Annotated in this window: 22 protein-coding genes; 10 read left to right on the top strand and 12 right to left on the bottom strand. The window is 39.8% G+C overall.

Going from position 1 to position 26908, the window contains the following annotated elements:
- Positions 1-42: 42 nt before the first annotated feature.
- From flhA to ACQ96U_RS00580, 9 genes are all read right to left on the bottom strand, one after another.
- Positions 43-2187, bottom strand: coding sequence for a flagellar biosynthesis protein FlhA (gene flhA / locus ACQ96U_RS00620; RefSeq protein ID WP_431720120.1), 2145 nt, complete (start codon positions 2185-2187; stop codon positions 43-45).
- A 203-nt stretch (positions 2188-2390) separates the two neighbouring features.
- Positions 2391-3524: a flagellar biosynthesis protein FlhB gene (gene flhB / locus ACQ96U_RS00615; protein WP_431719287.1), complete on the bottom strand. Its 1134-nt coding sequence runs from the start codon at positions 3522-3524 to the stop codon at positions 2391-2393.
- 32 nt (positions 3525-3556) lie between these two features.
- Positions 3557-4336, bottom strand: a complete 780-nt coding sequence (gene fliR / locus ACQ96U_RS00610; protein WP_431719286.1) for a flagellar biosynthetic protein FliR — start codon at positions 4334-4336, stop codon at positions 3557-3559.
- Between the two features lie 4 nt (positions 4337-4340).
- On the bottom strand, positions 4341-4610 hold the full coding sequence (fliQ, locus tag ACQ96U_RS00605) for a flagellar biosynthesis protein FliQ (RefSeq protein WP_215818604.1): 270 nt from the start codon (positions 4608-4610) through the stop codon (positions 4341-4343).
- A gap of 34 nt (positions 4611-4644) precedes the next feature.
- The gene (gene fliP, locus ACQ96U_RS00600) at positions 4645-5418 is read right to left on the bottom strand and encodes a flagellar type III secretion system pore protein FliP (protein WP_431719285.1); all 774 of its coding nucleotides are present in this window, start codon (positions 5416-5418) and stop codon (positions 4645-4647) included.
- A 109-nt stretch (positions 5419-5527) separates the two neighbouring features.
- Entirely contained in the window at positions 5528-5926 is a 399-nt protein-coding gene (gene fliO, locus ACQ96U_RS00595; protein ID WP_431719284.1) for a flagellar biosynthetic protein FliO, read from the bottom strand.
- Between the two features lie 74 nt (positions 5927-6000).
- Entirely contained in the window at positions 6001-6498 is a 498-nt protein-coding gene (gene fliN, locus ACQ96U_RS00590; RefSeq protein ID WP_431720119.1) for a flagellar motor switch protein FliN, read from the bottom strand.
- A 290-nt stretch (positions 6499-6788) separates the two neighbouring features.
- Positions 6789-7757: a flagellar motor switch protein FliM gene (gene fliM, locus ACQ96U_RS00585; RefSeq protein ID WP_431719283.1), complete on the bottom strand. Its 969-nt coding sequence runs from the start codon at positions 7755-7757 to the stop codon at positions 6789-6791.
- 24 nt (positions 7758-7781) lie between these two features.
- The gene (locus ACQ96U_RS00580; RefSeq protein WP_431719282.1) at positions 7782-8315 is read right to left on the bottom strand and encodes a flagellar basal body-associated FliL family protein; all 534 of its coding nucleotides are present in this window, start codon (positions 8313-8315) and stop codon (positions 7782-7784) included.
- A 799-nt stretch (positions 8316-9114) separates the two neighbouring features.
- Here ACQ96U_RS00580 and ACQ96U_RS00575 point away from each other — a divergent pair.
- The 3 genes from ACQ96U_RS00575 to ACQ96U_RS00565 all read left to right on the top strand — a co-directional run bounded on the left by ACQ96U_RS00575 (position 9115) and on the right by ACQ96U_RS00565 (position 15111).
- Positions 9115-9714, top strand: coding sequence for an Hsp20/alpha crystallin family protein (locus ACQ96U_RS00575; protein ID WP_431719281.1), 600 nt, complete (start codon positions 9115-9117; stop codon positions 9712-9714).
- Positions 9715-9824: 110 nt separating this feature from the next.
- Positions 9825-10586 (top strand): substrate-binding periplasmic protein, encoded by a 762-nt coding sequence (locus ACQ96U_RS00570; protein ID WP_431719280.1) that lies wholly within the window; start codon positions 9825-9827, stop codon positions 10584-10586.
- 589 nt (positions 10587-11175) lie between these two features.
- Complete coding sequence (locus tag ACQ96U_RS00565; RefSeq protein WP_431719279.1) at positions 11176-15111, top strand: PAS domain S-box protein; 3936 nt, start codon at positions 11176-11178, stop codon at positions 15109-15111.
- A gap of 88 nt (positions 15112-15199) precedes the next feature.
- Here ACQ96U_RS00565 and ACQ96U_RS00560 read toward each other — a convergent pair whose 3' ends face one another.
- On the bottom strand, positions 15200-16144 hold the full coding sequence (locus tag ACQ96U_RS00560; protein WP_431719278.1) for a hypothetical protein: 945 nt from the start codon (positions 16142-16144) through the stop codon (positions 15200-15202).
- Between the two features lie 168 nt (positions 16145-16312).
- On the opposite strand from ACQ96U_RS00560, the gene ACQ96U_RS00555 reads away from it, so the two are divergent.
- Positions 16313-17203 (top strand): substrate-binding periplasmic protein, encoded by an 891-nt coding sequence (locus ACQ96U_RS00555; RefSeq protein ID WP_431719277.1) that lies wholly within the window; start codon positions 16313-16315, stop codon positions 17201-17203.
- Positions 17204-17248: 45 nt separating this feature from the next.
- Here ACQ96U_RS00555 and ACQ96U_RS00550 read toward each other — a convergent pair whose 3' ends face one another.
- Complete coding sequence (locus ACQ96U_RS00550; protein WP_431719276.1) at positions 17249-18514, bottom strand: efflux RND transporter periplasmic adaptor subunit; 1266 nt, start codon at positions 18512-18514, stop codon at positions 17249-17251.
- 238 nt (positions 18515-18752) lie between these two features.
- On the opposite strand from ACQ96U_RS00550, the gene ACQ96U_RS00545 reads away from it, so the two are divergent.
- The 6 genes from ACQ96U_RS00545 (at position 18753) to ACQ96U_RS00520 (ending at position 26590) form a co-directional block, all read left to right on the top strand.
- Positions 18753-19493: a glutathione peroxidase gene (locus ACQ96U_RS00545; protein ID WP_431719275.1), complete on the top strand. Its 741-nt coding sequence runs from the start codon at positions 18753-18755 to the stop codon at positions 19491-19493.
- Between the two features lie 127 nt (positions 19494-19620).
- A complete protein-coding gene (locus ACQ96U_RS00540; RefSeq protein ID WP_431719274.1) occupies positions 19621-21075 on the top strand; it encodes a dihydrolipoyl dehydrogenase in 1455 nt (484 codons plus the stop codon).
- A 129-nt stretch (positions 21076-21204) separates the two neighbouring features.
- On the top strand, positions 21205-21645 hold the full coding sequence (locus ACQ96U_RS00535; RefSeq protein ID WP_431719273.1) for a CBS domain-containing protein: 441 nt from the start codon (positions 21205-21207) through the stop codon (positions 21643-21645).
- Positions 21646-22028: 383 nt separating this feature from the next.
- On the top strand, positions 22029-22904 hold the full coding sequence (locus ACQ96U_RS00530; protein ID WP_431719272.1) for a hypothetical protein: 876 nt from the start codon (positions 22029-22031) through the stop codon (positions 22902-22904).
- Between the two features lie 76 nt (positions 22905-22980).
- On the top strand, positions 22981-24201 hold the full coding sequence (locus ACQ96U_RS00525; protein ID WP_431719271.1) for an ABC transporter substrate-binding protein: 1221 nt from the start codon (positions 22981-22983) through the stop codon (positions 24199-24201).
- Positions 24179-26590, top strand: a complete 2412-nt coding sequence (locus ACQ96U_RS00520; RefSeq protein WP_431719270.1) for an ATP-binding protein — start codon at positions 24179-24181, stop codon at positions 26588-26590. Before ACQ96U_RS00525 ends, ACQ96U_RS00520 begins: the two co-directional genes overlap by 23 nt.
- Here ACQ96U_RS00520 and ACQ96U_RS00515 read toward each other — a convergent pair.
- Positions 26583-26879 (bottom strand): hypothetical protein, encoded by a 297-nt coding sequence (locus ACQ96U_RS00515; protein ID WP_431719269.1) that lies wholly within the window; start codon positions 26877-26879, stop codon positions 26583-26585. The genes ACQ96U_RS00520 and ACQ96U_RS00515 overlap by 8 nt on opposite strands.
- Positions 26880-26908 lie beyond the last annotated feature (29 nt).

Here is a 26908-nt window from a genome sequence, read left to right as displayed (position 1 = left end):
GCCCTTCCTATGCCGTGCTTTACCTCAGTATCTACCAGCAAACTACTCATGCTGGCCCACACTGGCGACAATCGTTACTTCTTTATTGTCTGGTATTTCTTGATAAGCCAATACATACATGCTGGGTATGCCAAATCGAGCAAATCTGGCTAACATTGGCCGAATCGGACCAGCCACTAACAGTACAGCTGGTTGCCCTGCCATTTCCTGTCGTGATACGGCCTCTTGCAATGAGCGCTGTAGTCGCTCAGCCAGACTGGGCTCAATCACAAAGCCATCTTCAACACTCATACCCGATTGCTTAGCCTGCTGAGCAGACTGCAGCAACATTTGTTCCAACTGTGGCTCAAGGGTGATAACTGGAATCTTATCGGACGTCCCTACAATACTTTGCACTATCGAGCGGGCTAACGCCGTTCTGACAGAAGCCGTTAAAGTGGCAGGATCTTGACTCTTCGTACCCACTTCAGCCAGCGCTTCAGCAATGGTCCGGATATCTCGAACAGGAATTCGTTCAATGAGTAAGCTTTGCAGCACTTTTAACAGCGTACTGTGTGATACTTTGCTGGGAAGCTCTTCGGCCAGCTTGGGTGATTGACGTCCTAACAGCTCAAGTAGCCTTTGCACTTCATCATGACCTATCAGCTCATGCGCATGCTTAAACAGCACCTGGTTTAAGTGGGTTGCCACCACCGTAGACGCATCAACCACGGTGTACCCCAATGTCTGGGCCTGATCTTTTAGTCCTGGTTCAATCCATACCGCATCAAGACCAAACGCCGGATCTTTGGCAGCGATCCCCTCTAGAGAACCAAAGACCTGTCCAGGATTAATCGCCAGCTCTCGCTCGGGATGAACTTCCGCTTCACTGATGGTCACCCCCATCAACGTAATCCGATAGACATTGGGTAACAAATCAAGGTTATCGCGGATATGGACTGAAGGCAGCAGAAAGCCCAGCTCTTGTGAAAGCTTTTTACGAACCCCTTTGATCCGGCTGAGCAACTCGCCGCCCTGGGCTTTATCAACCAATGGAATTAAACGATAGCCCACTTCCAACCCCACCATATCGACGGGGGTTACATCGTCCCAGCCCAATTCCTTGGTTTCAATGGATGATGAAGAGGGCTGAGCCGTTGCCCCTGCAGGCACAACCTGACCACCTGCTGCAGGCTGTACGGCTTTGCCTGGTTCAGCAACGGAGGTCGCGCTGATTTTTTGACGATGATGAATCCACCAGGCACCCACCGCCGCAATGCCTCCCAACCCCAAAAACGCAATATGAGGCATACCAGGGATAGCCCCCATCACCATTAATATTGCCGCAGCAACACCAATTGCTTTAGGTGAAGAAAACATCTGCTGACGAACCTGATGCCCCATGTCTTTAGCATCAGAAACCCGGGTCACCATAATCGCCGCCGCTGTGGACAGTAGTAATGAAGGAATTTGAGCGACTAACCCATCACCAATGGTTAACAGTGAATAATTCTGTAAAGCAGTTTGGAAGGGTAGCTGGTGCTGAGCCATACCAATGGATAACCCCCCAATGATGTTTATGGCTAGAATCAGTAGCCCCGCAACGGCATCGCCTCGAACAAACTTACTGGCACCATCCATGGACCCATAAAAATCAGCCTCCTGGCCAACTTCTGACCGTCTGGATCGTGCCTGATCCTGATTGATTAAACCTGCATTTAAGTCAGCATCAATCGCCATCTGTTTACCCGGCATCGCATCCAAGGTAAACCGGGCTGATACCTCAGAAATACGACCAGCACCTTTTGTCACCACCACAAAGTTGATAATAATGAGGATGACGAATACGACTAAGCCCACCACGTAGTTTCCGCCAATCACAACCTCACCAAAAGACTCGATGACTTTTCCTGCAGCATCTCCACCTGTATGCCCTCGCAGTAACACCACGCGCGTTGAAGCCACATTCAATGCTAAACGTAACAGTGTTGCCACCAACAAAATGGTGGGAAACACAGCAAAGTCCAGTGGTCGCATGCTATAAACGCATACCAGCAAGACAACCAGTGCCAAAGTAATGTTGAAGGTAAATAACACGTCTAACAGGAAAGGCGGTACGGGTAATGTCATCATGGCCAAGATTGCCATTAACAGAACCGGAACCCCTAAGTTACCCTGACCAAGGCCTTTCAGTGTACTCACCAGCATCGTACGATCTGCCACTCAGCCTTCTCCTTGTAGTAAAGGATTGTTGCTTATCAACGTCCGCCCTATCAGCTTGGTATTGGTGTGCAAAAACCTTTCCCACCCATAGCACTATTGGGTGAGAGCCTACAACTTTAGGTCTTATAGGTGTGTACTTGGATAGAAAGTTAGCTGTATCTACACACGACCAAACAGCTTACTGCCATTTAATTGTCGCGACGAAATTCTTCAGGAATGGGATAGTCTTTAGGAGGCCGAGGTTTCTTGCCATAACGCTGCTGTTTAAGCTGGTACACATAGGCTAAAATCTGTGCAACAGCGATATACAAGCCACTGGGTATTTGTTGATTTAACTCCGTGCTATGGTAAATCGCCCTACTCAGTGGTGGCGCCTCTAAGATGGTGACATTCGACGCCACTGCAATTTCCCTGATTTTTAACGCAATAAAATCGACACCTTTAGCAATGACATAAGGGGCATCCGCTTTATCGGGATCATATTTAATTGCCACAGAGTAATGTTCAGGGTTAGTGATCACTACATCGGCTTTTGGCACTTCAGCCATCATGCGTCGTTCAGCCATTTCTCGTTGTAACTGACGGATACGGCTTTTAACTTCAGGTTTACCTTCTGTATCTTTGAACTCATCCCGCAGTTCTTGCTTCGTCATTTTTAACTTTTGACGGGTATCCCAGATCTGAAATGGTACATCAATGGCCGTAATCAGCACTAAACTGATACTCAACAAAATAGCCGCCCAACCGATAAGCCATAAACTGGAAATAATGGCATTGTCAACAGAGGCTCGTCCTAAATGCAAAATCTGGTTCTGTTCCCACAGCAATACCGCTATCGCAAAACAGGCCACAACCACCACTTTGGCAATTGCTTTTAACAATTCCACTAAGGACTTGGCAGAAAACATACGTTTCAAACCCGCCAATGGACTTATACGGTTCATTTTAGGTTGTATTAATTTACCACTAAAAACCCATCCTCCCAGTAAAATAGGCGCCAGAATACCGGCTAACATCAAGGATAAAATTAACGGAAAAATTGAAACAATGGCATCATTCAATGAGGCGCCCAGAAACTGCAGCATCGTCGCCGTATCAAATATTTTTTCCCGCTCTACATCTAAGTTCAACCGCATTATCACGATTAAATGACGTGCCAAAAATCCAGCAGACAATACCAAGCTCACCGAAGCGATAAGTAAAATCGCCATAGTGGTTAATTCTTTTGACCGAGGAACCTGACCTTCTTTCTTTGCATCTTGCAAACGTTTCTGGGTAGGTTCCTCGGTTTTTTCCTGACTTGTATCTTTTTCCTCAGCCATAGGTTATTCCAGGCATCTCAAAATACATTATGCTATTGGGCTATTAAGTCCCTTAAGAAAAGTAACGCCTGTTCACTAAAGGTTAAATATTGATCTAAAAACCCAGTAACCGTTACCCAAACAATAAACAGGCCAAACATTAATGCCATTGGAAATCCCAGTGAAAAAATATTTAATTGGGGGGCTGCTTTCGTCATTACGCCAAACGTTAAATTAACAATCAGTAATGCAGTTACACCGGGGATAGCAATCAGCAATGCACTGGAAAATATCCAACTAAACCAAAGCACTAAACGCTCAGCACTTCCTGCCGGCAACAGATACCCCTCACTAACAGGCATGGTATGAAAACTTTCAACCAATACCTCAATCACCACAAGATGACCATTAACCGCCAAAAATAATAATGTCGTCATAATCAAATAAAACTGTCCCAAGACCGTGACAGTTACTCCATTGGCTGGATCATTCATAGAGGCAAAACCAAGTCCCATTTGCATGGCAATCATTTGGCCCGCCATCGCAAATAAATGAAAAAAAACCTGTAATGCAAAGCCCATTAATGTACCAATCAATACCTGCTGTAAGTTAATCACCCATGCGTTCAACGACAAAGGATCTACTTTAGGCATCGCGGGTAACATGGGCATTAACATAAGGGTAACCGCTAATGCCATGGCTAAACGAATACGCGCAGGCACCATTTGGGCGCCAAAAATAGGCATCACCATAAATAATGAGCTGACCCGAAATAGCGGCCATAGAAAGGGGGTAATCCAGGTACCAACATCCTCAGCAGGCACTTGAAACATAATGTTAACCAATTAATCCGGGAATATTCAGAATGAGCTTATTAAAAAAATCCATTAACTGGCCTAACAACCAGGGTCCAGTGACCATTATGGTTAACAGTGTGACTAATAACCGAGGTAAAAAACTTAACGTTTGCTCGTTAATTTGTGTGGCCGCCTGTAACGTACTGACAATCAAGCCAATAATTAAACTAGGGGTTACAATGACAGCCACCATTTGCACAATGAGAAACAAAGCATCCCGGAAAATATCAATCACCACTTCAGGTGTCATGTTTACTCCTCATTCAAGCCTTATTCATCAAAGACTACGTAACGCCAAAACTTGTCGCTAATGTGCCAACAATCATGGCCCAGCCATCGACCATCACAAACAACATGATTTTAAACGGTAATGAAACAATTAATGGTGATAACATCATCATCCCCATTGCCATTAATACACTGGCCACCACTAGATCAATAATCAAAAAAGGAATAAATAATAAAAAACCGATTTGAAAAGCCGTTTTTAATTCACTCGTGACAAAGGCAGGAATCAATATATTGAGTGGTACATCATCTACTGACTGTATATCACCCACGTCAGCTATACGTACAAATAAATTAAGATCTGTTTCTCGCGTTTGCGCTAGCATAAATTCCCGAAAGGGACCTGCAGCAATTTTTAACGCTTCCTGAGCGGGGACTTTCTCCGCTAAATATGGCTGAACAGCTTGTTCATTTACCTTATTTAACACCGGAGACATAATGAAAAATGTCAAAAATAACGCCATCCCCAATAAAATCTGATTGGAGGGTGTTTGTTGTAGCCCCATGGCTTGTCGTAAAATTGAAAAAACAATAATTATTCGTGCGAAGGATGTCATCATAATCACAATTGCGGGCAAAAAAGACAGTAATGTCATTAATGCCAGCACTTGAATAGTGACAGAATACTCTTGTCCTGTAGGGGTATCGGTTACTGTTAAGATTGGAATGGTAGTAGCAGGTGCCGCATTGGCATATGGTACAACCACTAACAACAACATTATCAGTGCATTGTAAGGTATTTGACTCAGTATACGGCTCAGTGGACTCATGTGTCCTCTTTGCTTAATAAGTGCTAATTTTTTAATTTAAAACGTAGCCTTCTGTCATACCATAAATGACGGATATATAATTTTTCAGGACTTTTTAAGCGTTATTCACTCAATGTCGTTGTTTAATCATTTCCATTAAACGCTTGGAGAAATCATTACTGACTTCATTTTTACTGGTGATAACAGGCTGATCAAATACATGAATCGTATTCATACCTGCAGGAGAAATACCTAATAAAATTTGTTTATCACCTATTTGAACTAAAACCAGCCGCTCCTTGCTACCTACAGACATTACAGCAAGATTCTTTATGACCGGGCTGGTCATTGGTTTTATTGCCCCACTACGTTTAACAATCCAGGCCGCTGCAAATATCACCAGTAAAACCACCGCTAGCGCCAGCACAACTTGAATCAACATCCCCCATGTCGTAGGTATTGTTGACGCAGCCCAAGTATTTGATGAATAAATACAACACATTAAGTAAAAAAAACAACGACGACTCATGCTCAGTATTCTCTTAGTTTAACGAATAGAATTGAAGATATCCTAAACGTCAAGTGTAGTGGGAACAATAAAAGTTAACGTAATTTTTTAATCCTTTCTGTCGGACTAATGACATCCGTTAAACGTATACCAAACTTTTCATTGACGACCACTACTTCTCCATGTGCAATTAGTGTTCCATTCACTTTTACATCCAGAGGTTCCCCTGCTAATCGATCCAGTTCAATAACCGAACCCTGATTTAACTGCAGCAAATTACGAATAGTAATATCCGTACCACCTACTTCCATACTAATCGTGACGGGTATATCCAAAATAACATCTAAATTAGGCCCTTCTTCCAGACTGCGAATTTCAGTGGGTTCAGTAATATCTTCCAGCTCATCCATATCCATAGGTGATGCTGTTGTTTGGAATAACTCATCAATATCTTCCTGGCCACCACCACCCTCAGATTCAGCTAAAGCCGCCGCCCATTCATCGGCCAGTGCTTGTTCATCACTGGCTGCATTTTCTTCACCACTCCCCTCTTCGTCAGAGGCTTCCTCCGCTACAGGCGCTTCTTCTGACACAGCCGTTTCCTGCACTTCAGAAGGTTCTTGCGCGGCCTCACCATTACCATTATTTTCTACGTCAGTTTCAGGCTGTTCTTCTGTATTATCAGGATCATCTGCCATCATCTAACTCCTGTAAGTCAACTGCAATGCAGTCAAGCAACCTTGTTTTATTATTGACGAAGTTACACGCTTTTATTTTAGCTTCCTTAGCTATTGGGCGAAGCATCATACTCCCGCTTCCCCCATTGAGCTGTAGGTTATCAGTTTCAGGTCTTGGCCTGGCTGTTTACATTAAATAATTTAAACTAATACTTTGGTCGTTCAATCATATTTAATACTTGCATCGCCAGCTTTTCTTTAGTTACCCCCAATCGCGTTTTAAATACTGGGATGTCATTTGCCGATAAAATAAAACTACCAGGCATTTCAAAGGGAATAATATCGCCTTCCTCCAATTCAAGAATATCGCGTAACCGCATTTGAGTTTTAACAATATTAGAATTGACTTTAACGTTAACCCCCAGTATTTCTTCTCTTAACGCTTTCACCCAGCGTTCATCCCTATCATCCACATCACTCTGCACGCCAGCGTCCAAGAGTTCTCTTATGGGCTCAATCATTGAATAAGGCAACGTGACATGCATATCCCCCCCGCCGCCATCCAATTCAATATGAAACGTGCTCACCACGATGACTTCCGAGGGACTCACTATATTTGCCAGAGCAGGGTTAACTTCTGAGTTTATATACTCAAATTCAACTTTCATCACAGGTCCCCAGGCTTCCTTCAAATCTACAAAGACCTGCCGTAGAACCATTTGTACAACACGATTTTCAGTTGGCGTAAATTCACGCCCTTCAATCTTGGCATGCAAGCCCTCCCCACCAAAGAAATTATCCACGAGCTTAAAAACCAGCTTGGCATCCAAAATAAATAATGCCGTACCACGAAGCGGTTTCATTTTGACTAAATTTAAGCTGGTGGGCACATAGAGCGTATGCACATATTCACCAAACTTCATTACTTGTACACCACCAACAGCAACATCTGCACTACGACGCAGCATGTTGAACATACTGATACGTGTGTAACGGGCAAAGCGCTCATTAATCATTTCTAAGGTCGGCATCCGCCCACGGACAATCCGATCCTGGCTGGTCAAATCATAAGACTTAATACCATCAGGCGCCTCATCCGTTTCGGTATCGATGTCACCATCATCCACACCATGGAGGAGCGCATCTATTTCGTCTTGTGAGAGTAAGTCTTGCATGGTTCAGCCCTCGTATAGCACTTACTACTGCATGACAAAACCAGTGAATAACACCGTTTCAATACCAGGTTTGCCAATTTCCTGCTGTAACACCTGTTGTATTGATTCCGTTGCTTTCTGCTTTAGCATTTCCTTGCCTTCAGGCGTTTGTAATGTCTGAAAATCCTCACTGGCAATCAACAACACCAAATTATTTCTAATCAAAGGCTCATGTTGTTTGACTGCAGCCATTGCCTCAGGGTCCCTGCCCATCACTGTTATTGACAGTTGAACGTATCGTTGCCGACCACCAACCTGAAAATCCACTGTAAATGGCGGTTCCATAGCAAAATAAATTGCTGGGGGCTTGGTTGCTTTTTGTGATTCCGCAGATGAGTCTTCTTCACCTGCTGTATCACCACTCCCCATCAACATGTATATAGTGATTCCAGTCGCGCCACCCAACACAACTAACACCACAATAATAAAAATAATTAACTTCTTTTTTTTTCCTCCAGAAGCTTCACTTCCTTCTTCAGCTTCTGGAGCTTCTGCTTCTGCCTCATCCTGATCTGCCATTTTTACGTCATTCCCTTATTGGCTCATAAATAATGACTATTTTCTTGCGCTCAACAAACATAGTGAAATGTAATCAACATACATTACCCAAAAGACACTCTATAAGTTTGCACTGCAAAACCTTACGTCATACATTTGCCAAGAAAGTATTTGATGGCAAAAAAAGTGCCAACGGTTTTAATGTACTCTCTCATTAACACAAGCGTCTTTTTTTAAGCATAGCACGCACTGACTGTCAGAGATTTGACAGTTTTTCTGTTTTTTTCATTGCAAAGTCAATTTGCTAGCTATGCGACTTACACAATTCACATCGATGAAAAGTACCTAGGGGTATAAAAAATCTTCGTTATGGGTACTAGGGCCTGTTAATACTATTTGAATATCACTGTTATGACGGTAAAAGCACTAATCTAGGCGCGAAGCGTGAAGTTTAGTTGTTCTAAATGAACAATGAGCAACAACGAGTAGTGCTTTTACCGTCATAACCCTTCAGGCCGTGATTATTTTTCCACCTAGCGGCGTTACAAGTCATTTATGTAGAATGACTACACGGCATTCCTTGTGCCTTGCTAAACGAAAAAATGGTCTACGGCAGTGGTGATTCAAATAGTATTAGCAGGCCCTAGGTAGTAATCATCATTTCATTAAATATTAATTGATTCCTTCAATAATCCACTATTATACATTTGTTGTCGTCTTAAGAAGAAGATAACAACATGGTTCCCACCCTGCTATTCGTTACTTCCTTTGCCGACAAGCCAACCGTATGTGTCATTAAAATGAATAAAAGAGGTCTATCATGAACTTACAAAAACTAAATCCTTGGAACTGGTTCAAGCATGAAGAGCCTCAAAAAGCTAATGAGCGTGTAATGCCTGTAACACGTGAGGCAGAATCAAAAGATATGCCTGTCTCTTCAAACAGTTATATGCAAAACCCTATATTCCAACTCCACCGCGAAATTGAGCGCCTTTTTGATGAAGCATTCCGTGGTTTTAACTTACCTAGCCTTGGATCATCCCTTTTTCCTACTCATCCTAACAGTGGACTAATCGCTCAAGCATTTCGACCTAGCTTAAATGTCTCTAGCGATGATAAAGGTTACCAAATAACACTGGAGGCACCAGGCCTTACAGAAAAAGACATTGATATAGAAATAAAACGCGATATCATGACAATTCAAGGCAGCAAACAAGAAGAAAAAGAAAATAAAGACCGACATTTTTATCGTATTGAACGACACTATGGAACCTTCCAACGGGTTTTAGCCTTACCTGAAGATGCTAATACTGACGCTATTCAAGCAGAAATGAAGAATGGCGTACTCAAAATAACCATTCCTCGACAAGAAACCGAGATCACTAATAAACGTAAAATCACTATACAATCCAGTCAGTAACTAACTACGCTGTTATAAGTACACATGACTTGCTTCATTTAAGGGAGTTGACCTTCACGTGTTGGATATATTCCCGTAACAAAGCATTAAATATGGTTGGATTATTACCTATGAGTACTTACTTAACAGGATTGATTACTCTTTTTCTTACACTGACACTTCATGCCAGCGAGCTATTAGTTGTCACAGAAGAATGGCCACCTTATAACTATAAAGAAAATGACTTAGTCACCGGCTATTCAACAGAAATTGTCCAAAAAGTACTAAAAAAAGCAAATATTAATTACACCACTCGTCTTTACCCTTGGGCCAGAGCTTATGAGCTTGCACTCAAAAAAGAAAACGTACTGATTTACACAATTGTTCGAACCCCAGAACGTGAAGCATTATTTCAATGGCTAGGGCCTATCTTACCCGGTAAAAAGTTTTATTTGTATAAACTAAAAAGTAGAAAAGACATTAATCTAACAACAATAGATGATGCTAAAAAATTTAAAACGGCTATTATGCGTGATGATGTAACGCATCAATTTCTGAATGCGAGAGGTTTTATTGATGATAAACACCTTGACTTGTCAGTATCTGAAGAAATCAATATAAAAAAGCTATTTAATAATCGCGCAGACCTCATTATTGGCAATGTAGAGAGCCTACCACTCAGAATAAAAAATTTACAACTGGACTTTTCAAAAGTAGAACCTGCCATCTTTATGTTTGAACATGGCTACTACATGGCGCTCAGTGCCCAATCCGATGAACAGTTATTTAATCGACTGAATGCAGCAATGAAACAAGTTTTTACACCCGAATATCAGAAATCACTCGCACTCAAATATAAAGTTAAATTACTTTTTCCCTCAAGAGATGAATAAATAGTGTACCAATACAACTCATGAATTAATTTTTCTATGTAGGTCATTGGCAAACAAGCCGCCAAGGAGCGAATAATGGCCTATTCGAAGAGCGTTGTGTAGACTTTAGACAAAAGTGCTTTGAAAAAAGGCTTTTAATAATGTTCAGTTATTGCTGTTACTCTGCATAATGGGTCAATATCAAAAAAGATGTCAATATTAGTTCATAGTTATTACTTTCTCATTTCACTACTTAAAACTATTCTATCTACCAAGTTTAAATTGCACACATCCCCTTCGCCATTACTATCTATAATAAAAATCATCTTCAACGAAATTCAAGATCAAAATCAAATTTGGTCACTATAGAAAGTATAACCTTAGAGGGAACTAGAATCATGTCGTTTAACACGGATGTAACATTTTCAAATAATACCCATTACTTAGCTAAAGAATTTGGCAGATGATTTTAAATCTCCAAAACATCCGTGTATTACAATATTTGAATAAAAAATTTAAACACATGTTACAGGCAAAAAAGATATGAGTTCAGTCAAATAAATATTTTTCATGTCATGTAAATAACTTTTTGTAAGCACACTAGCTGATTATGAGTAACATAACTAATTTTATAAAGAAAAACTATATCATTACATTAATCACACTCTTTACTCTTATAATCAGTCTACTTGCTGGGATTTCATCATTCAATGAAGCAAAGCGGGTTTACCATGATTATGATGTTTTACTTCAGAGTCAAGCGGAAATAGCTGATACTAAGTTTATCAACACAGTTAACCGGTTAAAAAGTGACCTTTCATTTTTGGCTTCAGTCCCCCCTATTCAGGGTATTATTCGCGCCAGCCATAATAATAACCAAGACCCCCAGGAAAATAGTACTACCGTATTATGGGTCAAACGTTTAAATATTATTTTTCATGGCTATATCAATTCTCACCCCAATATCACACAAGTTCGTTATATAGGACTTGCAAACCAAGGGTTAGAACTTGTTCGAATAGATCAATGGATAAAGAATGTTGAAGTTATCTCAGATGATAAGTTAATTCCCTCTGGACATAAAAACTTCTTTAAAGAGACTATAAAGCTTAAACAAGGCAAGTACTTCGTATCAGATATTACACACACAAACGTGGATACAGGTACTGAAACATCCACTATCCCCACCTTCATAGTCAGTACCCCCATTTATGATAATAAAGGCCAACTGTTTGGTTTACTTGCTATCACTTATAATACAAACAACTTATTTCAGTATCTCAAAAAAACACAGTTAAATTTTTACCAACTTTACTTGGTTAAAGAATCTGGAGAATATCTCATCAATCCTGAGTTCACTTCACGTTCAACCCGTGAGCAACCAAAAAAATCTCATTGGTATGATGATTTCAAAACAGTCTCAAAAACAAGTTTATTAGAGGAAAATCTATCTGAAGTACAAAAATATAATCAACAGCACTTTCTGGTCAAGAATAAAAGCATCTCCTTATACGAAGAAACCAGCAATCAAATTTTCTTAAAGCTTATTTTTCCCAAAGCAACGGTAACAAATATTATTGTTAAAGATTTTTTAAATAATATATTTACCATGCTTATTGTTACTATCACGCTGTGTGGACTCTTTTATTTATATCGCTTCGCCGTTCAGGAACGCCAACGGGTTAAACTTGAACAAGCTCGCCTAGCTGCCATTGTAGAAAGCAGCGAAGATGCCATCATTAGTTGTACTCTTGATGGTACCATAACAAACTGGAACAATAGCGCAGCTACAATGTTTAAAATACCTCCAAATGAGGCAATTGGGCAACATATCAATGATCTTATCGTACCTAATACAAGAAAACATGAAGAAATCCATTTTCTTAACCAAATTGCCCAAGGAAACTCTATTTCACAATTTAATACGCAAAGGCACTGTAAAGATGGAAATATACTGGATGTATCGGTATCTGTTTCTCCAGTAAAGGACCAAAAAAACCAGATTATTGGTGTAGCAAAGATTGTTAGAGATATTAGCCAGCAAGTAGCTACTGAAAATAAAATTCGTACACTTAACACCTCACTGGAAAAACAAGTAGCAGAGCGAACAGCAGAAATAAGGCACTATTTAAATTTACAATCAGCCATTTTAAAACAAGCACCCGTAGCGATCATTATCACTAATCCTAAAGGGATCATAACCCTTTTTAATCCTGCAGCAGAGAAAATGCTTGGTTACCACCCTGATGAAATCATCAACAAATGTACACCATTGAAGTTTATACAAAGGTCAGATATTGCCCAAGTAGCTCAGTCTCTATCCAAGCAGATATTTAATAAAGCAGTGGGTATTTCATTCGAAACCCTTATTTTAGAAGCAAAGTACTCTCTTCATCATCACGAATGGCATTATATCAATAAATATCAATCACCTTTCCCTGTTTATCAAGAAATAACACCGCTTCTTGATGCCTCTTCAAATACGACTGGCTACTTATTTATTGCATCGGATATGACCCAGCAAGTCGCAAACCGAAAAAAGCTGGAATCCATACGAGATCACTTGATTAAAGCATCAGAGGTTGCTCAATTAGGTATTTGGACATGGAATATAGAAACAAATGAACTAGATTGGAATCCTCTAATGTTTAAGATGTACGGCATATCACCTCCAAAATCTGGTAGCAAATTACATTTAGAGACCTGGTTAAAATTTCTTCATCCTGATGACAAAGAAAGTGTATCTTCTAACGTTTTAAACATCCTTAATGAAAAAGAAAATTTTGAGTTTGTTTTCCGAATTATACGTCAGGATGGCTCTATAAGACATATAAAGTCTAGTGCAACCATTGAAAGAGACGATGTTGGCAAGGTAAAAACGGTTCTTGGTATCAATCTGGATATCACAGAACAACTGGAAAAAGAGTTGCTACTTCACGAAGCAAAAGCAAATGCAGAAAAAGCCAATATTGCAAAGTCTGAGTTTGTTGCCAATATGAGCCATGAAATACGCACGCCGATGAATGCTATTTTAGGTATGGTAGAACTATTAAAACTTACGCAGCTCAGTCATAAACAGCTTGACTATGTTAAAAAAACAGAGTCTGCTGCTAATGTATTGTTAGGTATCTTAAATGATATTTTAGATTTTTCAAAAATTGAGGCAAGAAAACTCTCTCTAGATCTTCAACCTTGTAATTTAGAACATTTACTTAATAATATAGGGACTATAGCATCTATCAATGTTAGGGATAAAAATGTAGAAATATTATTTGATATCGAACCTGATATCCCCATACACATTTTGGCAGATGAACTACGTTTACAACAAGTACTTATAAACTTGGTTTCCAATGCGATTAAGTTTACCCATCAAGGTGAAGTTATTATTAGTATCAAACGATTATCTACTGACTATGACCAATTATTATTCAGTGTCATTGACTCAGGTATTGGCATTCCAGATGATAAACTTGAAACAATTTTTGAAGACTTTTGTCAAGCTGAGGCCTCTACCACAAGAAGATTTGGTGGTACAGGATTGGGACTCGCTATTTGTAAACGTTTAATCCACTTAATGGGAGGAGTGCTATCTGTCGATAGTGAAATCAATAAAGGTAGCAAATTCAGTTTTACCCTTCCATACCCATTTGTCAACTCTCACTCACCCATGTCAATTAAAGAGTTCTATAAAAAAAGTCATACACTTAAAAATATTAAATTATTAATTGCTTCAACCAATAACCAAACAATTAATTTTCTTAAAAACATTGCTGATATACTTAATTGGAAAACAGAATCAGCTAACACTAAAGATCAACTGGCGACGACACTGCAGTTAAGCAGTGACGAGTATAAATGTTTACTTATCGATACAAATTTTCTTGAAACATACAAGATAGACGCTTTCCTATCTTTACAAGAGTCATTGTTCCCCTCTAATATCCCTATCATAATGATGATGACATCGTATCAGGCGCAACAGTTTAGTCAAAAACTCGAAAATATTGCTATAGTCAACAAGCCAGTCACGCCTTCGTCTTTACTAAATGCAGTATCTCATGCCGTTAAACCTGAAAAACATCAGTTATCACCTATAAAAAATGAAAAAGATGAACCGTTGAAAGGTTTATCAATTTTAGTAGTGGAAGATAATCCAACTAATCAATTAGTTGCCAAAAAACTGCTAACGTCCGCGGGTGCAAATGTAACCGTTGCGTCAGATGGTATGATTGCAGTTAATACCTTAGAAAACAACAAACTACTATTTGATGTGGTACTCATGGATATTCAAATGCCAAATATGGATGGTTATACGGCAACAAGTATTATCCGAACACAACTACAACGTAAGACATTACCCATTATCGCAATGACTGCCAATGCAATGGAAACTGATAAGAAAAAAGCTCTGAATGCAGGCATGAATAATCATATAAGCAAACCATTCAAGTTAAAACAAGTCATTACAGTAATTCTTCACGAGGTACGAAAATGTCAAAATAATAAAAATACTACTCACGATTCACTAGCTTATACCATTTAAGTAACTCTGCTTTGCCCCACAGGCTATTTTTAGAGGTGCCCTTAAATGAGGAATTATGTAGGGGGGGGTTATTCGAATTTTTTAGACATTATAAATTATAAAGTGTTACCCCTTTTCGTCCTGAACCACCTGTGGGGGCAGTAAAAATCTGCTCTACTTTCTGTGTATCAATATTAATTTTCTGAAAGCCATTTTTTGATATTAAAATCCAATCATTATGAATCCCTAAAATGGGGACATCACTCAATGAGGTAAAGTGTTGTTTAGTTTTAAGATCAAACAAATCATACCCAAATGCAAGGTAACGCCCATCATTCGATACACTGTTTAAATGCAATAACGATTGCGGTAAGTAGTCAAACTCTCCGGATTTTTCTTCATTGAACTGTAAATCATAAATAGTATATTTTCCTTTTTTAATCGCCAAAAACTGTTGCCCCTCATTGATTAGATATAACCCAGCATTTTCCTGGTAATCAATGGCAGACAATTGGCCTGTTTTTAATGAAAATACTTTTGTCTCATAGGCTCTATTGATAATCACGCGTTGGCTATCAGGGTACCAGGTAAAATGCGCTGAAGCGACACCTTCATCGATCACTTTACGTTCTCTTGTCACTAAGTCTAACAACACAATCCGTTTCTTATCACTAATGAACGTATAAATAATATAGCGATTATCGGGTGAGCGTACGGGTTTAGACGATATAACAACAGAGTGGCGGTAATCGCCATACAGTTCCTTCGCAGTAGCCACATGTCGTAAATCTGAACCATCCAACTTAATTGACCAAAGCGTTAACTGTCGTCGATTCTTGGCCTGAGGAGGAATCCACAGAAACTGGATTCGCGGTTGATCATAACTCGCAATGTTATTGAGCGTCTCTAACGGTACTTGCTGAAAACTTGAATTTTCACTATTGGCTGTTTCGTTAGCCCGCTTATCTGCAAACGTATTTTCAGTCGTTTCAATTTTTTTTTCAGTACTCGCAGTAGTTGGCTCATCTCGTTGGGTATTATCACACGCACTCATAAATAAACAACACCATACTATTATGGAGTGTTTAACCCACAACAAACCGCTTGGTATTCGCATTAGGTACTCTTTACCCGATCAACTATGCTTATTTGCATTATAGAAAATCAATACCCTGAATTGTTTCAATTAATCAAGTTCATCTTCTTTTCAAGGAAGAATGATATGTCAAAAACGCTCTTATCAATACTCGTCACGATGCTATTTTCCATGACCTGCATGGCAAATGATACGGTCATTCATCCCCGCTCTCAGTCCCACAAAGATACCCGTTATTTAGACCTCATCGCGCTGTTGCGTAAGGCCATGGACGAAACCACCAAGACTTTTGGGGATTATACATTGCACGCCGCAAAGAAGCTTGTTTCAGAAACCAAGTCTATTGAAGAGCTTGCAGCAGGCACCAATTTATTAACCGTCATATGGACATCAACCTCCGAAGAAAAAGAAAGCAAATTGATTCCTATCAGAATCCCCTTACGGAAAGGTATTCTTGGTTACCGGCTCATTCTAGTGACCGAAAACACCCAAGAAAAACTTCGTGATGTAAAATCCTTAGATGAGCTTAAGGCATTTACCGTCGGACAAGTTAAAGGCTGGGGGGATGTAACCATTTTTAAACATAATCAATTTACTGTCGCCACGAGTTCAACCTATGAATCTTTATTTAAACTACTGGCAACAGATAAAGTCGCCTTATTTCCACGAGGAGTGAATGAAGTATTTAATGAATACCGTGTCCACAAAGGTCGCTTCCCCCGAATTAAAATTGAAGAAAAATTACTACTTTATTACCCCTGGCCTTATTACTTCTTTGTTGCTAGAGACAATGAACGACTTGCAGAAAGAATAACCAAAGGCTTAGAAAAAATGATCAAAGATGGCAGCTTTGATACCATTTTTAATCAGTTTCATAAAAAAGCGATCGAACAAGCTCGTCTTAATGAGCGACAGCTTTTTATTCTTGAAAACCCACTTCTACCTGCAAGAACACCTCTGCAAAGAGAAGAATTATGGTTAAAATTAGCGGTTTCTCCAGATGGTACGCCGCAGTAGCGCTATTGAAAACAAGGTGATTTTTTAAGGCGCTCCCTTACTTGATCAATCCCTTTTAACGACACGCACATGAAGTCCAGAAATAGCATCAGGCAAGTGTGTTATCATCACATCATCGCCAATGTGTAATGCATCGCTACGAATAAGTACCCTGGACTTACCTTCAACTGAGTTATTTCTACCCAGCAGTTTAACGGAGACACCTTGTAACCGCCCGTCCTTCACACGGTATACCATATCATCATTATAAATAGCCTGGGGTGGCAGAGCCGTCACGCCATGCTGTGGGGGCAAGTGAATGGTCAACTGTATTGGTCGACCAATAGCCAGTTTTAACGAAGTGCCTTCAATGTTAAAAAAGGCATCCAATCCGCCACGCCCTTGTCTCACAGCATGTGCTAGCCGCATCAAAGTAACAGGTAACAACTGATTATCCAGTGCCAATTCACCTGTAATAGCGTATTTCTGATCCATTGCCTGTTGAATCTCGGGAAGGTAACGAGAAGGTATTTGTGCACGCACCTCTATAGTTTCTGCATCGTAAAGCGTTATCAGCGGCTCACCCGTTAATACTCTGGCTCCAGGGGCCGTATGCAAAGAGACAATCTTAGCGGGGTAAGGTGAGCGTATAATTGACCGTTCAATATCCAGTTCCACTTGCATGTGTAACGCCTTAGCACGCTGCAGTTGTGCGTTTAACTGTGATAAACGATGGGGATGATCTTCAATCTGATACTGTATGTTCGTGACATTTAAAGCCTGCTGTGAAAACTGCCGACGCGCTTCATCTAACTGTGTTTCTGAAGCCGCATTTCTACCCCGCAATGATTGTTGTCGGGTAACTCCTCGTTCAGCAATGGCTAACAACACTTGCTCATCTTTTAATCGCTGTTGATCCGCTTGGTAGCGCTGCTTTTCTGCTTCAATACGTGCTTCTATGTCAGCAATCTCTGCTAGTCGTTGCTTTAAAAGCAGCTGTAGATCGCGATCATCTAACTGCACCAATATATCACCCTGATTAACACTATCACCTTCACGCACCTGTGTCGTTTTCACAAATGCAGTCACAGGTGCAGTCAGTTCTACTTCATAAGGAGACTCCAGCACCCCATAAAGCTCAATCACGGGAGACAAAGCTTGTTTTTGTACCTGCTGTACCTCAACTTGCGTGATAACAGCTAGCTGCTCTCGACGCTCAGGTGTTTTAGCCGTCCACTTTAAAACAGCAATGACCCCTACGGTTAGCCCCACAAGCAAACTAAAAACGACAAATCGTTTCATCATGTTGTCGTACGTTTTGTTTTCATCCATACCGCAGGCATCATGCTTTAATTCTTATTGGTCACCTTTACAAGCATAGCTGAATGCCTCTCTCACACGGCAACCAAGCTTTGAGTCTATCGGATCACTCAACATTATAGCTTTACGCTATAGCTTCGTTTAAATAAATTAATTTAATTTATTTAAACGATCCCCTCATACTACAACCAACAAATAAACGACAGGCAACGACCTTTTTATTACCCCGTTTTGAAACAAAGGAAAAGCAATGCTGAAAAATCAAGAAGGCTTAACAATCCCTAATATTAGCATTCAAACCAGAGTCAATAATGATTGGCAAACACAGACCACAAATGACTTATTTCGAAATAAACGCGTTATCGTATTTGGTTTACCAGGTGCCTTCACGCCAACCTGCTCATCCAGCCATTTACCGCGTTATGACGAACTTGCCCCCGTATTTTTTGCTAATGGTATTGACGACATTTTGTGTGTATCTGTAAATGATACGTTTGTCATGAACGCCTGGCAGCAGGATCAAAAATTACAGCATGTCAAAATGCTACCAGATGGCAATGGGGCATTAACCGAAGCCGTTGGCATGTTAGTGGATAAAAGCGACCTAGGGTTTGGTCAGCGTAGCTGGCGTTATGCCATGGTGGTTAATGATGGCGTAATTGAAAAAATGTTTATTGAGCCAGAAAAACCAGGCGACCCTTTTGAAGTATCAGACGCCGATACCATGCTGAGTTATGTTTGTCCACAAGCTCAAGAGCCTGCGTATTATACCCTTTTCACTAAGGCAGGCTGTCCACACTGTGCACGTGCCAAAGCCATGCTTAACGAACTTGATTTAGCCTATGAAGAAATTATTGTCCAGCAAGAGGTAAGTCAACGAGGTCTCAGCGCAGTGACAGGAAAAAATACCGTTCCTCAAGTCTTTGTTAAAGGCCAACATATTGGTGGGGCAGATCAGTTAGCTGAGTTCTTGGCTGAAGCTACTCACTAATTACTTTCAACTTTTCAATTAGCCATGTCACTTTGCAACGCTGTCTTTAATTTAAAGACAGCGTGCTGCGGACACGCAAAAAATACCCATAACGAAGGGTATACATCACATCAAGAGTAAAACCACCATGAGTAATGAATTATCAGTAGATGTTGCCATTATCGGATCAGGAACAGCAGGCCTGGGCGCATATCGTGCCGCAAAAGCGCACACTGACAGTGTTGTCCTCATTGAGTCTGGTGCTTATGGAACAACCTGTGCTCGTGTGGGATGTATGCCAAGCAAATTATTGATTGCTGCTGCTGAGGCCGTTCACCATGCAAAACATACCGATCAGTTTGGTGTTTACACGCAAGGTCCTGTAGAAATAAATGGCCATGAAGTAATGGCAAGGGTTAAACGCGAGAGAGATCGTTTTGTTGGCTTTGTTCTGGAGTCTGTAGAAGCTATTCCAGCTGAGGATAAACTAAAAGGCCATGCTCAATTTATCGACAAACAAACATTACAGCTTGATGATCATACAAAAATTTTGGCCAAACGTATTGTTATCGCAACAGGCTCTCGCCCAGCCTACCCAGCCAGTTTTGCCGAATTAGGTGATCGCTTAATTATTAATGACGATGTATTTGCTTGGGATGATTTACCCTCTTCCGTCGCCGTATTTGGTACTGGTGTTATTGGTTTGGAACTTGGTCAGGCATTACACCGCTTGGGTGTTACTGTTCGAGTATTTGGTTTAGGTGGCGCAATTGGCCCACTGACTGATCCAGAGCTGCTTATACAAGCCAATCAATTAATGGCCGAAGAGCTGGCTATTGATGCCGATGCGAAAGTAACAAAAATGGAGCTTAGTAATAACCAGGTAGCCATCACTTTCAAAGGTGCACAAGGTCAAGAGCAAACTGAACATTTTGACTATGTCCTTGCTGCGACAGGTCGTCGCCCCAATATAGATAATATCGGGCTTGAAAATACAGATGTGACGTTGAACGAACAGGGGATCCCCGTCTTTGACCGATTCACCTTGCAGTGTGGTGACCAACCCATTTTTATTGCAGGTGATGCAAACAATGATATCCCACTGCTACATGAAGCAGCTGATGAAGGGCGGATCGCTGGCGATAATGCCGGTCGTTACCCGGATATCCGAGCAGGTCAACGTCGAGCAAGCATTGGCGTAGTATTTTCAGACCCACAAATTGCTGTAGTGGGCCAGTCTTATCAGCAATTACAACAATCTCATGGCCAATGTGGATGCTTTGCGACAGGTAAAGTTTCTTTTGCCGATCAAGGTCGTAGTCGCGTTATGGGAATTAACAAAGGCAGCCTGCATGTCTATGGCGAAAATGGTACGGGAATCTTATTGGGAGCAGAAATGATTGGCCCTCGTGCTGAACACCTTGCCCACTTACTCGCTTGGACCATCCAACAGCGCTTAACCGTAGCACAAATACTTGAAATGCCTTTTTATCACCCTGTTATAGAAGAAGGTGTTCGAACCGCATTACGTGACCTGAATAGTAAGCTGCACCTGGGGCCGGCAATGATTGAACATTGCCTGGATTGTGGGCCAGGAGCATAAACTGGTAACAAACTGTTTGATATAACAACCTTTAAAATGGATCTGTAGCGTTATGCAGATCCTAACTCCCAAATGATCTACACTGAAATTATGAACTGACGTTTAAACGTATTCTTTAGGTAATAAATCATGGCTAAAACTGCACAGAGTACCGCAACAAAGCAACTACCTATTTTAGTCAAAGATTATATGACGCAACACCACTTACCCTTCACTTGTGGCACACCTCTAAAAGTCGTACTTGACCGTTTAATGCGAGATCATTTGAGCGGTCTACCCGTTATTAATGAAAACAAAGAAGTGATTGGATTTGTCTCAGAACAAGACTGCATCAAACAGGTACTACAATCTTCTTACTTCTGCGACCAAAGTGCGATTGTTAATGACGTCATGCGTACAGATGTACTTACCGTTTCACCCAATCAAGATATTATTAATCTAGCCCAGCAAATGATAGACCATAAACCCAAGGTCTACCCTGTGGTTGAAAATAATCGGTTAGTAGGATTAATCACTCGTACTGATATTCTAAGAGCACTCGCCGAAAACATGACTAACTGTGCCTTTTAAAACCATATTCAGGGCATCCACACCAAGGATTGCCCTCTCTCCTCTTTACTTGTGTTTTACATCCATTCGTTTTATCACCTTCTTTACATAGTAGCCTTAATAAAGCAACCTTTACCGCAAAGAAGTTATACGACAAGTTCATTGTGTTTAGTTGATGTTTAATAGGGTTACAGTTACAATTTGGTCAATCCTATGTATACCACTTCGAAATGGGTATATAAACCCTATCTTTGAGTTTTTGCCTTCATTCAGCACGCATTCTCATAAGGAGGGGTTAAACAATGAGTATGATTCATCAAGCAATGGATAGCATTTTTTTCCTTAATTGTTTATTCACTTAAAGGAGTATAAGCGTTACCGTTGCTTAAACGGAAGAGAAAAAAATGGTTTTGTTTAGAATTAGCCGACTAGTGCTTGCACAACATGTTTCTCTTATAGTATGTAGCCTAACAATTATCCTGTTATTCATCCAAACATCATCACCTGAAATACTAATAACCTTACCTATCATTATTATCGCACAACTACTGGGTATATTAGATCAGGCGCGTTCTCATCATTATCAACGCATACCATTTCAAAATACGACAAGCGTTCCACGAACTGGATTAAAATTGTTTTCATTAAACAGACTATGCCTGTTTTTTTCAAAAAAAATTACTGACCAGCCAACACTTGATAATTTAACAACGGCTATTTTTACTTTAAGTGAAAATAATACGTTAACACCACTAAATAGGTATGCCAATTTTCTGTTTAAACATTTAAACCTCGTAGATCAACAGGACTCCATTGCCCAAGCGGTAACATCAGTAACACCTGGTGAGAACACTTTATTATCGCTATCTACTGGTCAAACCACACTACCCATTCTTGCCACGATAATGCCATCACATACTGACAAAGATTCTTCTCCCTTAACTAAGCATAATGTCATATCAATTGTTCCTATTCCAGCTCAGCTAAAAAAAGTACAGCAAGATACATCGTTACAACTACTTCGTTTTATTAAACATGAAATTATTAACATCACAACCCCCATAAGTTCGTTGAGCGAGGTTCTCGTGATACTCATTCATAAACTGCCTACAACACCAAATACAAGCACGAATAACGTTACATTACAGAATACCTCTACTATACAGGACATACTTCTGGCCGCAGATACGATTCAAAAAAGTGCAACTCAACTAAAAACGTTTACCAAAGACCTTAACAGTCAGGAATTTTTAGAAAAATTTATGGGTACAACAAAATAAATTTAATACTTACCAAACAACGTAATGATCCTTTTTAAAGGAAGCTGCTAGCAACACAGTGATAAGGATAAAAATAATGACCACATTAGCGTCCCTGACTAGCCTGTTCAACAAAAGATATAAGCCAACATTACAGTTTCATTTATACACTGGTTTTACCAGAATACTTAGACGATTTGCTTTACCAGCATTCGTCATTTTACTTGCCAATATCATTATCATTCAAAAATCAATTGCGATTACCGATCCCGCATCAACAACTGAAACATTACGCTTATCCTCCAAAAAACTATGTTTAACGGGTACTTCAGTAAAAACCAGTCCAGCATATGGTGAAGCATTTATAAATGGCATCAAACTAGGGCTTGCAACAGAAGAAGATAACCATACAACGACTGAAGTTCACTTTTTCTCACCCTCTCCACTAGGCAGTATCAAAGCTGTAGAAAAAATGATAACGGCTGGCTGTGATGGAGTTATTGGTTTTGACAGTGCAAATGATATCATCCCAGTTAGAGATTTATTCAACAAGCATAAAATTCCACTTATTTCACTTTATACTCCCATTACACCAGAAATAAACAGGCCCTATATTTATTCAATGCAACGGCCAATTGAGGACAACGTTCAACACATTCTTAGCAATGTCTTTACTAAACAAAAATTTAAAAATATATTACTTATCACGTCAATTGATAAGTCCAGAATGAGAGATTACCAAAAAGCGTTTACTCAAGCGCTAAAGGCCAAAAATCAACCATTTACTGATATTAACATTACAGAAATTAACCCAACGATTGAACACATCACCCCATTTTTTGAAAAAGACAATAAACCCGATTTAGTTATTTTACTTACCAGATCCAGCTTATCGGCTAAAATTGTTAACTATATTCAACAAAATACTCAAAAGCACAACACCACTTTTATTGGTACAGTCAGTTGGGGATCAAGTAAATTTCAACCTTTCTTTGACCGTCTTAAAGAGAAAGAGATCACCGCGTATTTCACCCGTCAAAATACGTTCTTCGACCCAGATCCAATTTTTCAAGCCGTCATAGAACGGTATCGTTCAATGTATCATAAAGACCCTATGGTCATTTCTCTTTTAGCCTACGATGCCGCTCGTATTTTTAATCGTTATTTTGCACAAGCCAGTCATCCTCAACAAAATCCCTTTGCTGGGCTTAACTATCAAGGGATAACAGGTGTTGAGTTCAACGCTAATGGCAACATAGCTTATCACAAGTTATTTACAATGAAAGTGACACCAGATGGGTACAGACTTAGTGAGTAGTTCACCTCAAAAAAAATCTATCGTCTGGATCAGTGTTGTTTTCTTTCTGTCATTAATCATTATCCAAACAACACTGATTACCTTTGCTATCATCATTGGACTGAAGCTGCAAAAGCAGGAAGTGATTAACCGTGCAGCCAGTTTTGTCAACTTTATTGACAATAACACCAAAGAAGAAATTATTCTTCAAGTTATCTCTAATAATTATCAAGCACTTGAATTTATCAAGTTTAATATTCTTGCTCACTCTAACTTGACGGGTTTAGCAATCGGTAATAAAAAAGTGATTGCCAATTGGTTAGCTGACAGAGCCCAATGCCAAATAATCAACCATCAATCAACCACTTGTCATAATGAAAAAACAAACACCTTTATCGGTATTAATCCCATCATATATAACAATAAAACAGTCGCTTATGTCGCAAAAGAAATCGCTTTACCTTTAGAAATAGGCTCAAATAGCGTTTTTTGGCTCTGCATTACAATAATTATTACTTTTTTAGTTAATATTAATGGTATTCTGTTTTTTTATAAAAAATATGTTATCCATGACATCAATAAGCTAGTCAATACCTTTGATGGTTTACATATCAAAAAAACAACCACATTTAATGTACTTGAATATAATATTGTTTACGACAAACTCCTTGAGTTTCAAGCTAACTTAAACAAAGCCAATAGAAAAATAGCCAAAGCAAGAAGTTATCACACCATGGTACAAACTACTCAGATGTTAGCCCATGATGTCCGTAAACCTTTTACTTTACTCAATACCGTTATAGAACTCATTTCCAGCATTGATAATATTTATGAAATTAAATCTATTTTAAAAAAGAGTATTACGCCTATACATGCCGCGCTTGACAACGTTAATAGCATGATTCAGGACATTATGGAAATTGGTAACCCTCAACCACCCCTTGCGCAGAAAAAAACAGACTTAAAGAAAATATTACATCAAGCACTCATAGAGCAATTTCGATATAATGATAATCTAACAGTCGATCTTACCTATAACTTACAACACTCCCACAAGCTGAATATAGATCCAAACCGTATTATTCGAGTCCTCAGCAATATTATTTCCAACGCTATTGAACATATGGGAGGGACCGGTAATATATGGTTTTTATCTAAAGAAATCGATAATAGCTGGATGGAAATTACCATTGGCAACAGTAATAGTTATGTGCCTAGAGAATTTTTTTCAAAGATATTTGACCCATTTTTCTCACTCAATAAAAATAATGGTACTGGCTTAGGACTCGCCATTACCAGAAAAATTATAGAGGCCCATGGTGGTCAAATAAGTGTTACGTCGACTAAAGAAAGCGGTACTGAGTTTATCTTTACCCTACCAATAACGGATGAGCTTTCTGTGCAAACAATGGAAAACCTTCTTTGCTCTAGCCAGGATTATTATACCCATTATGCAATCAAAGCCTCAGAAAATAGCTCAAATCCACCCCTTACCCAACACAATGACCAAAAAATTGAAACAGAATTATGTAAAAAGTTAAATCAACGCCAATTACAAATCGTTATTATTGATGATGAACCTGTCTACCGAGATTACATTAGAGAGTATATCAGTACGTCAAGCTATCTTAGCCAACATATTGTGATTGATGTATTTGATACCACAGAACAAGCCCTTCGCCATGAAGCAGTGCTTCGTCAAAGCAACATTATTATTCTGGATATCGATTTTGGCAATAATTACATGAGTGGCTTAACAGCCGCTCCCATCATCAAAGCCCATTATCCATCGACTATACTGTGTATTCATTCAAATCGCTATGCACTTGAGTTACAAAGGAAGATTTCTGAAACAGGGGCCGACTTATCCATTCCCAAACCCATGACACGCACCCATCTACTCAAACTTCTTGATAGCATTTGTCAGGCGACATCCGCAAACACAACAGCAAGTCTCCTGCAACCACTGACGACTTACCCAAAATCGACGACTCCAAACCTCAAAGCACAACTCACCAATCCTTTGTCACAAACCATACCATTCTATTTTCAACCCGATTTTGTACAAGTTGAGGATGACTCATTAATTCGAACCTGTTGGGAAATCAATGCCAGTCAATATAACCTTAAAGGTGTGGCCTATGCCTCCTACCAACAACTACAAACCACATTACCCAACATTCCAACAGATACACCTGTTTTTATCGATGTACATTTATTGAATAGCGAAAAAGATGGCTTGCAAATTGCCGAAGAGCTTCATGAGCGAGGATTTACTGATTTATATTTATCGACAGGCAACAGTGAACACGAGTTATCCCCGCCTTCTTGGATAAAACGTGTTATTGGCAAAGACTTTCCCATTGCGTATCTACGCTATGGACAAAAAAATACAGCACAAACTAACTAATCAATAAATAAATCGACAGTGCGGAACAGCCACTAATAATAACGCCCCATACAGCAAGTGACTTCTTGTGTTGATGCTTTGTTAAGCCAATGACACCTAAAACCAGCGCGACTAAATTAAGCAATATACAAGCAAGCACAACCATACCCAGATAGTTTGCCTCTCGTAAATCAGACCCCAGATCTGTACTTGATGCCCCCATCCAACCCAGAAAAAACACACCACTGGCAATCACTAAAATTGCCAGCGAAAAAGATAACACCCCATATAAAGATTGTTTAGTGGCCATTACCATTAATGCCTTAGATTAAATTTCGA

The sequence above is a fragment of the Zooshikella sp. RANM57 genome, assembly GCF_050749885.1.
Lineage (GTDB): Bacteria > Pseudomonadota > Gammaproteobacteria > Pseudomonadales > Zooshikellaceae > Zooshikella.
This window is presented reverse-complemented; position numbering and strand designations above follow the sequence as displayed.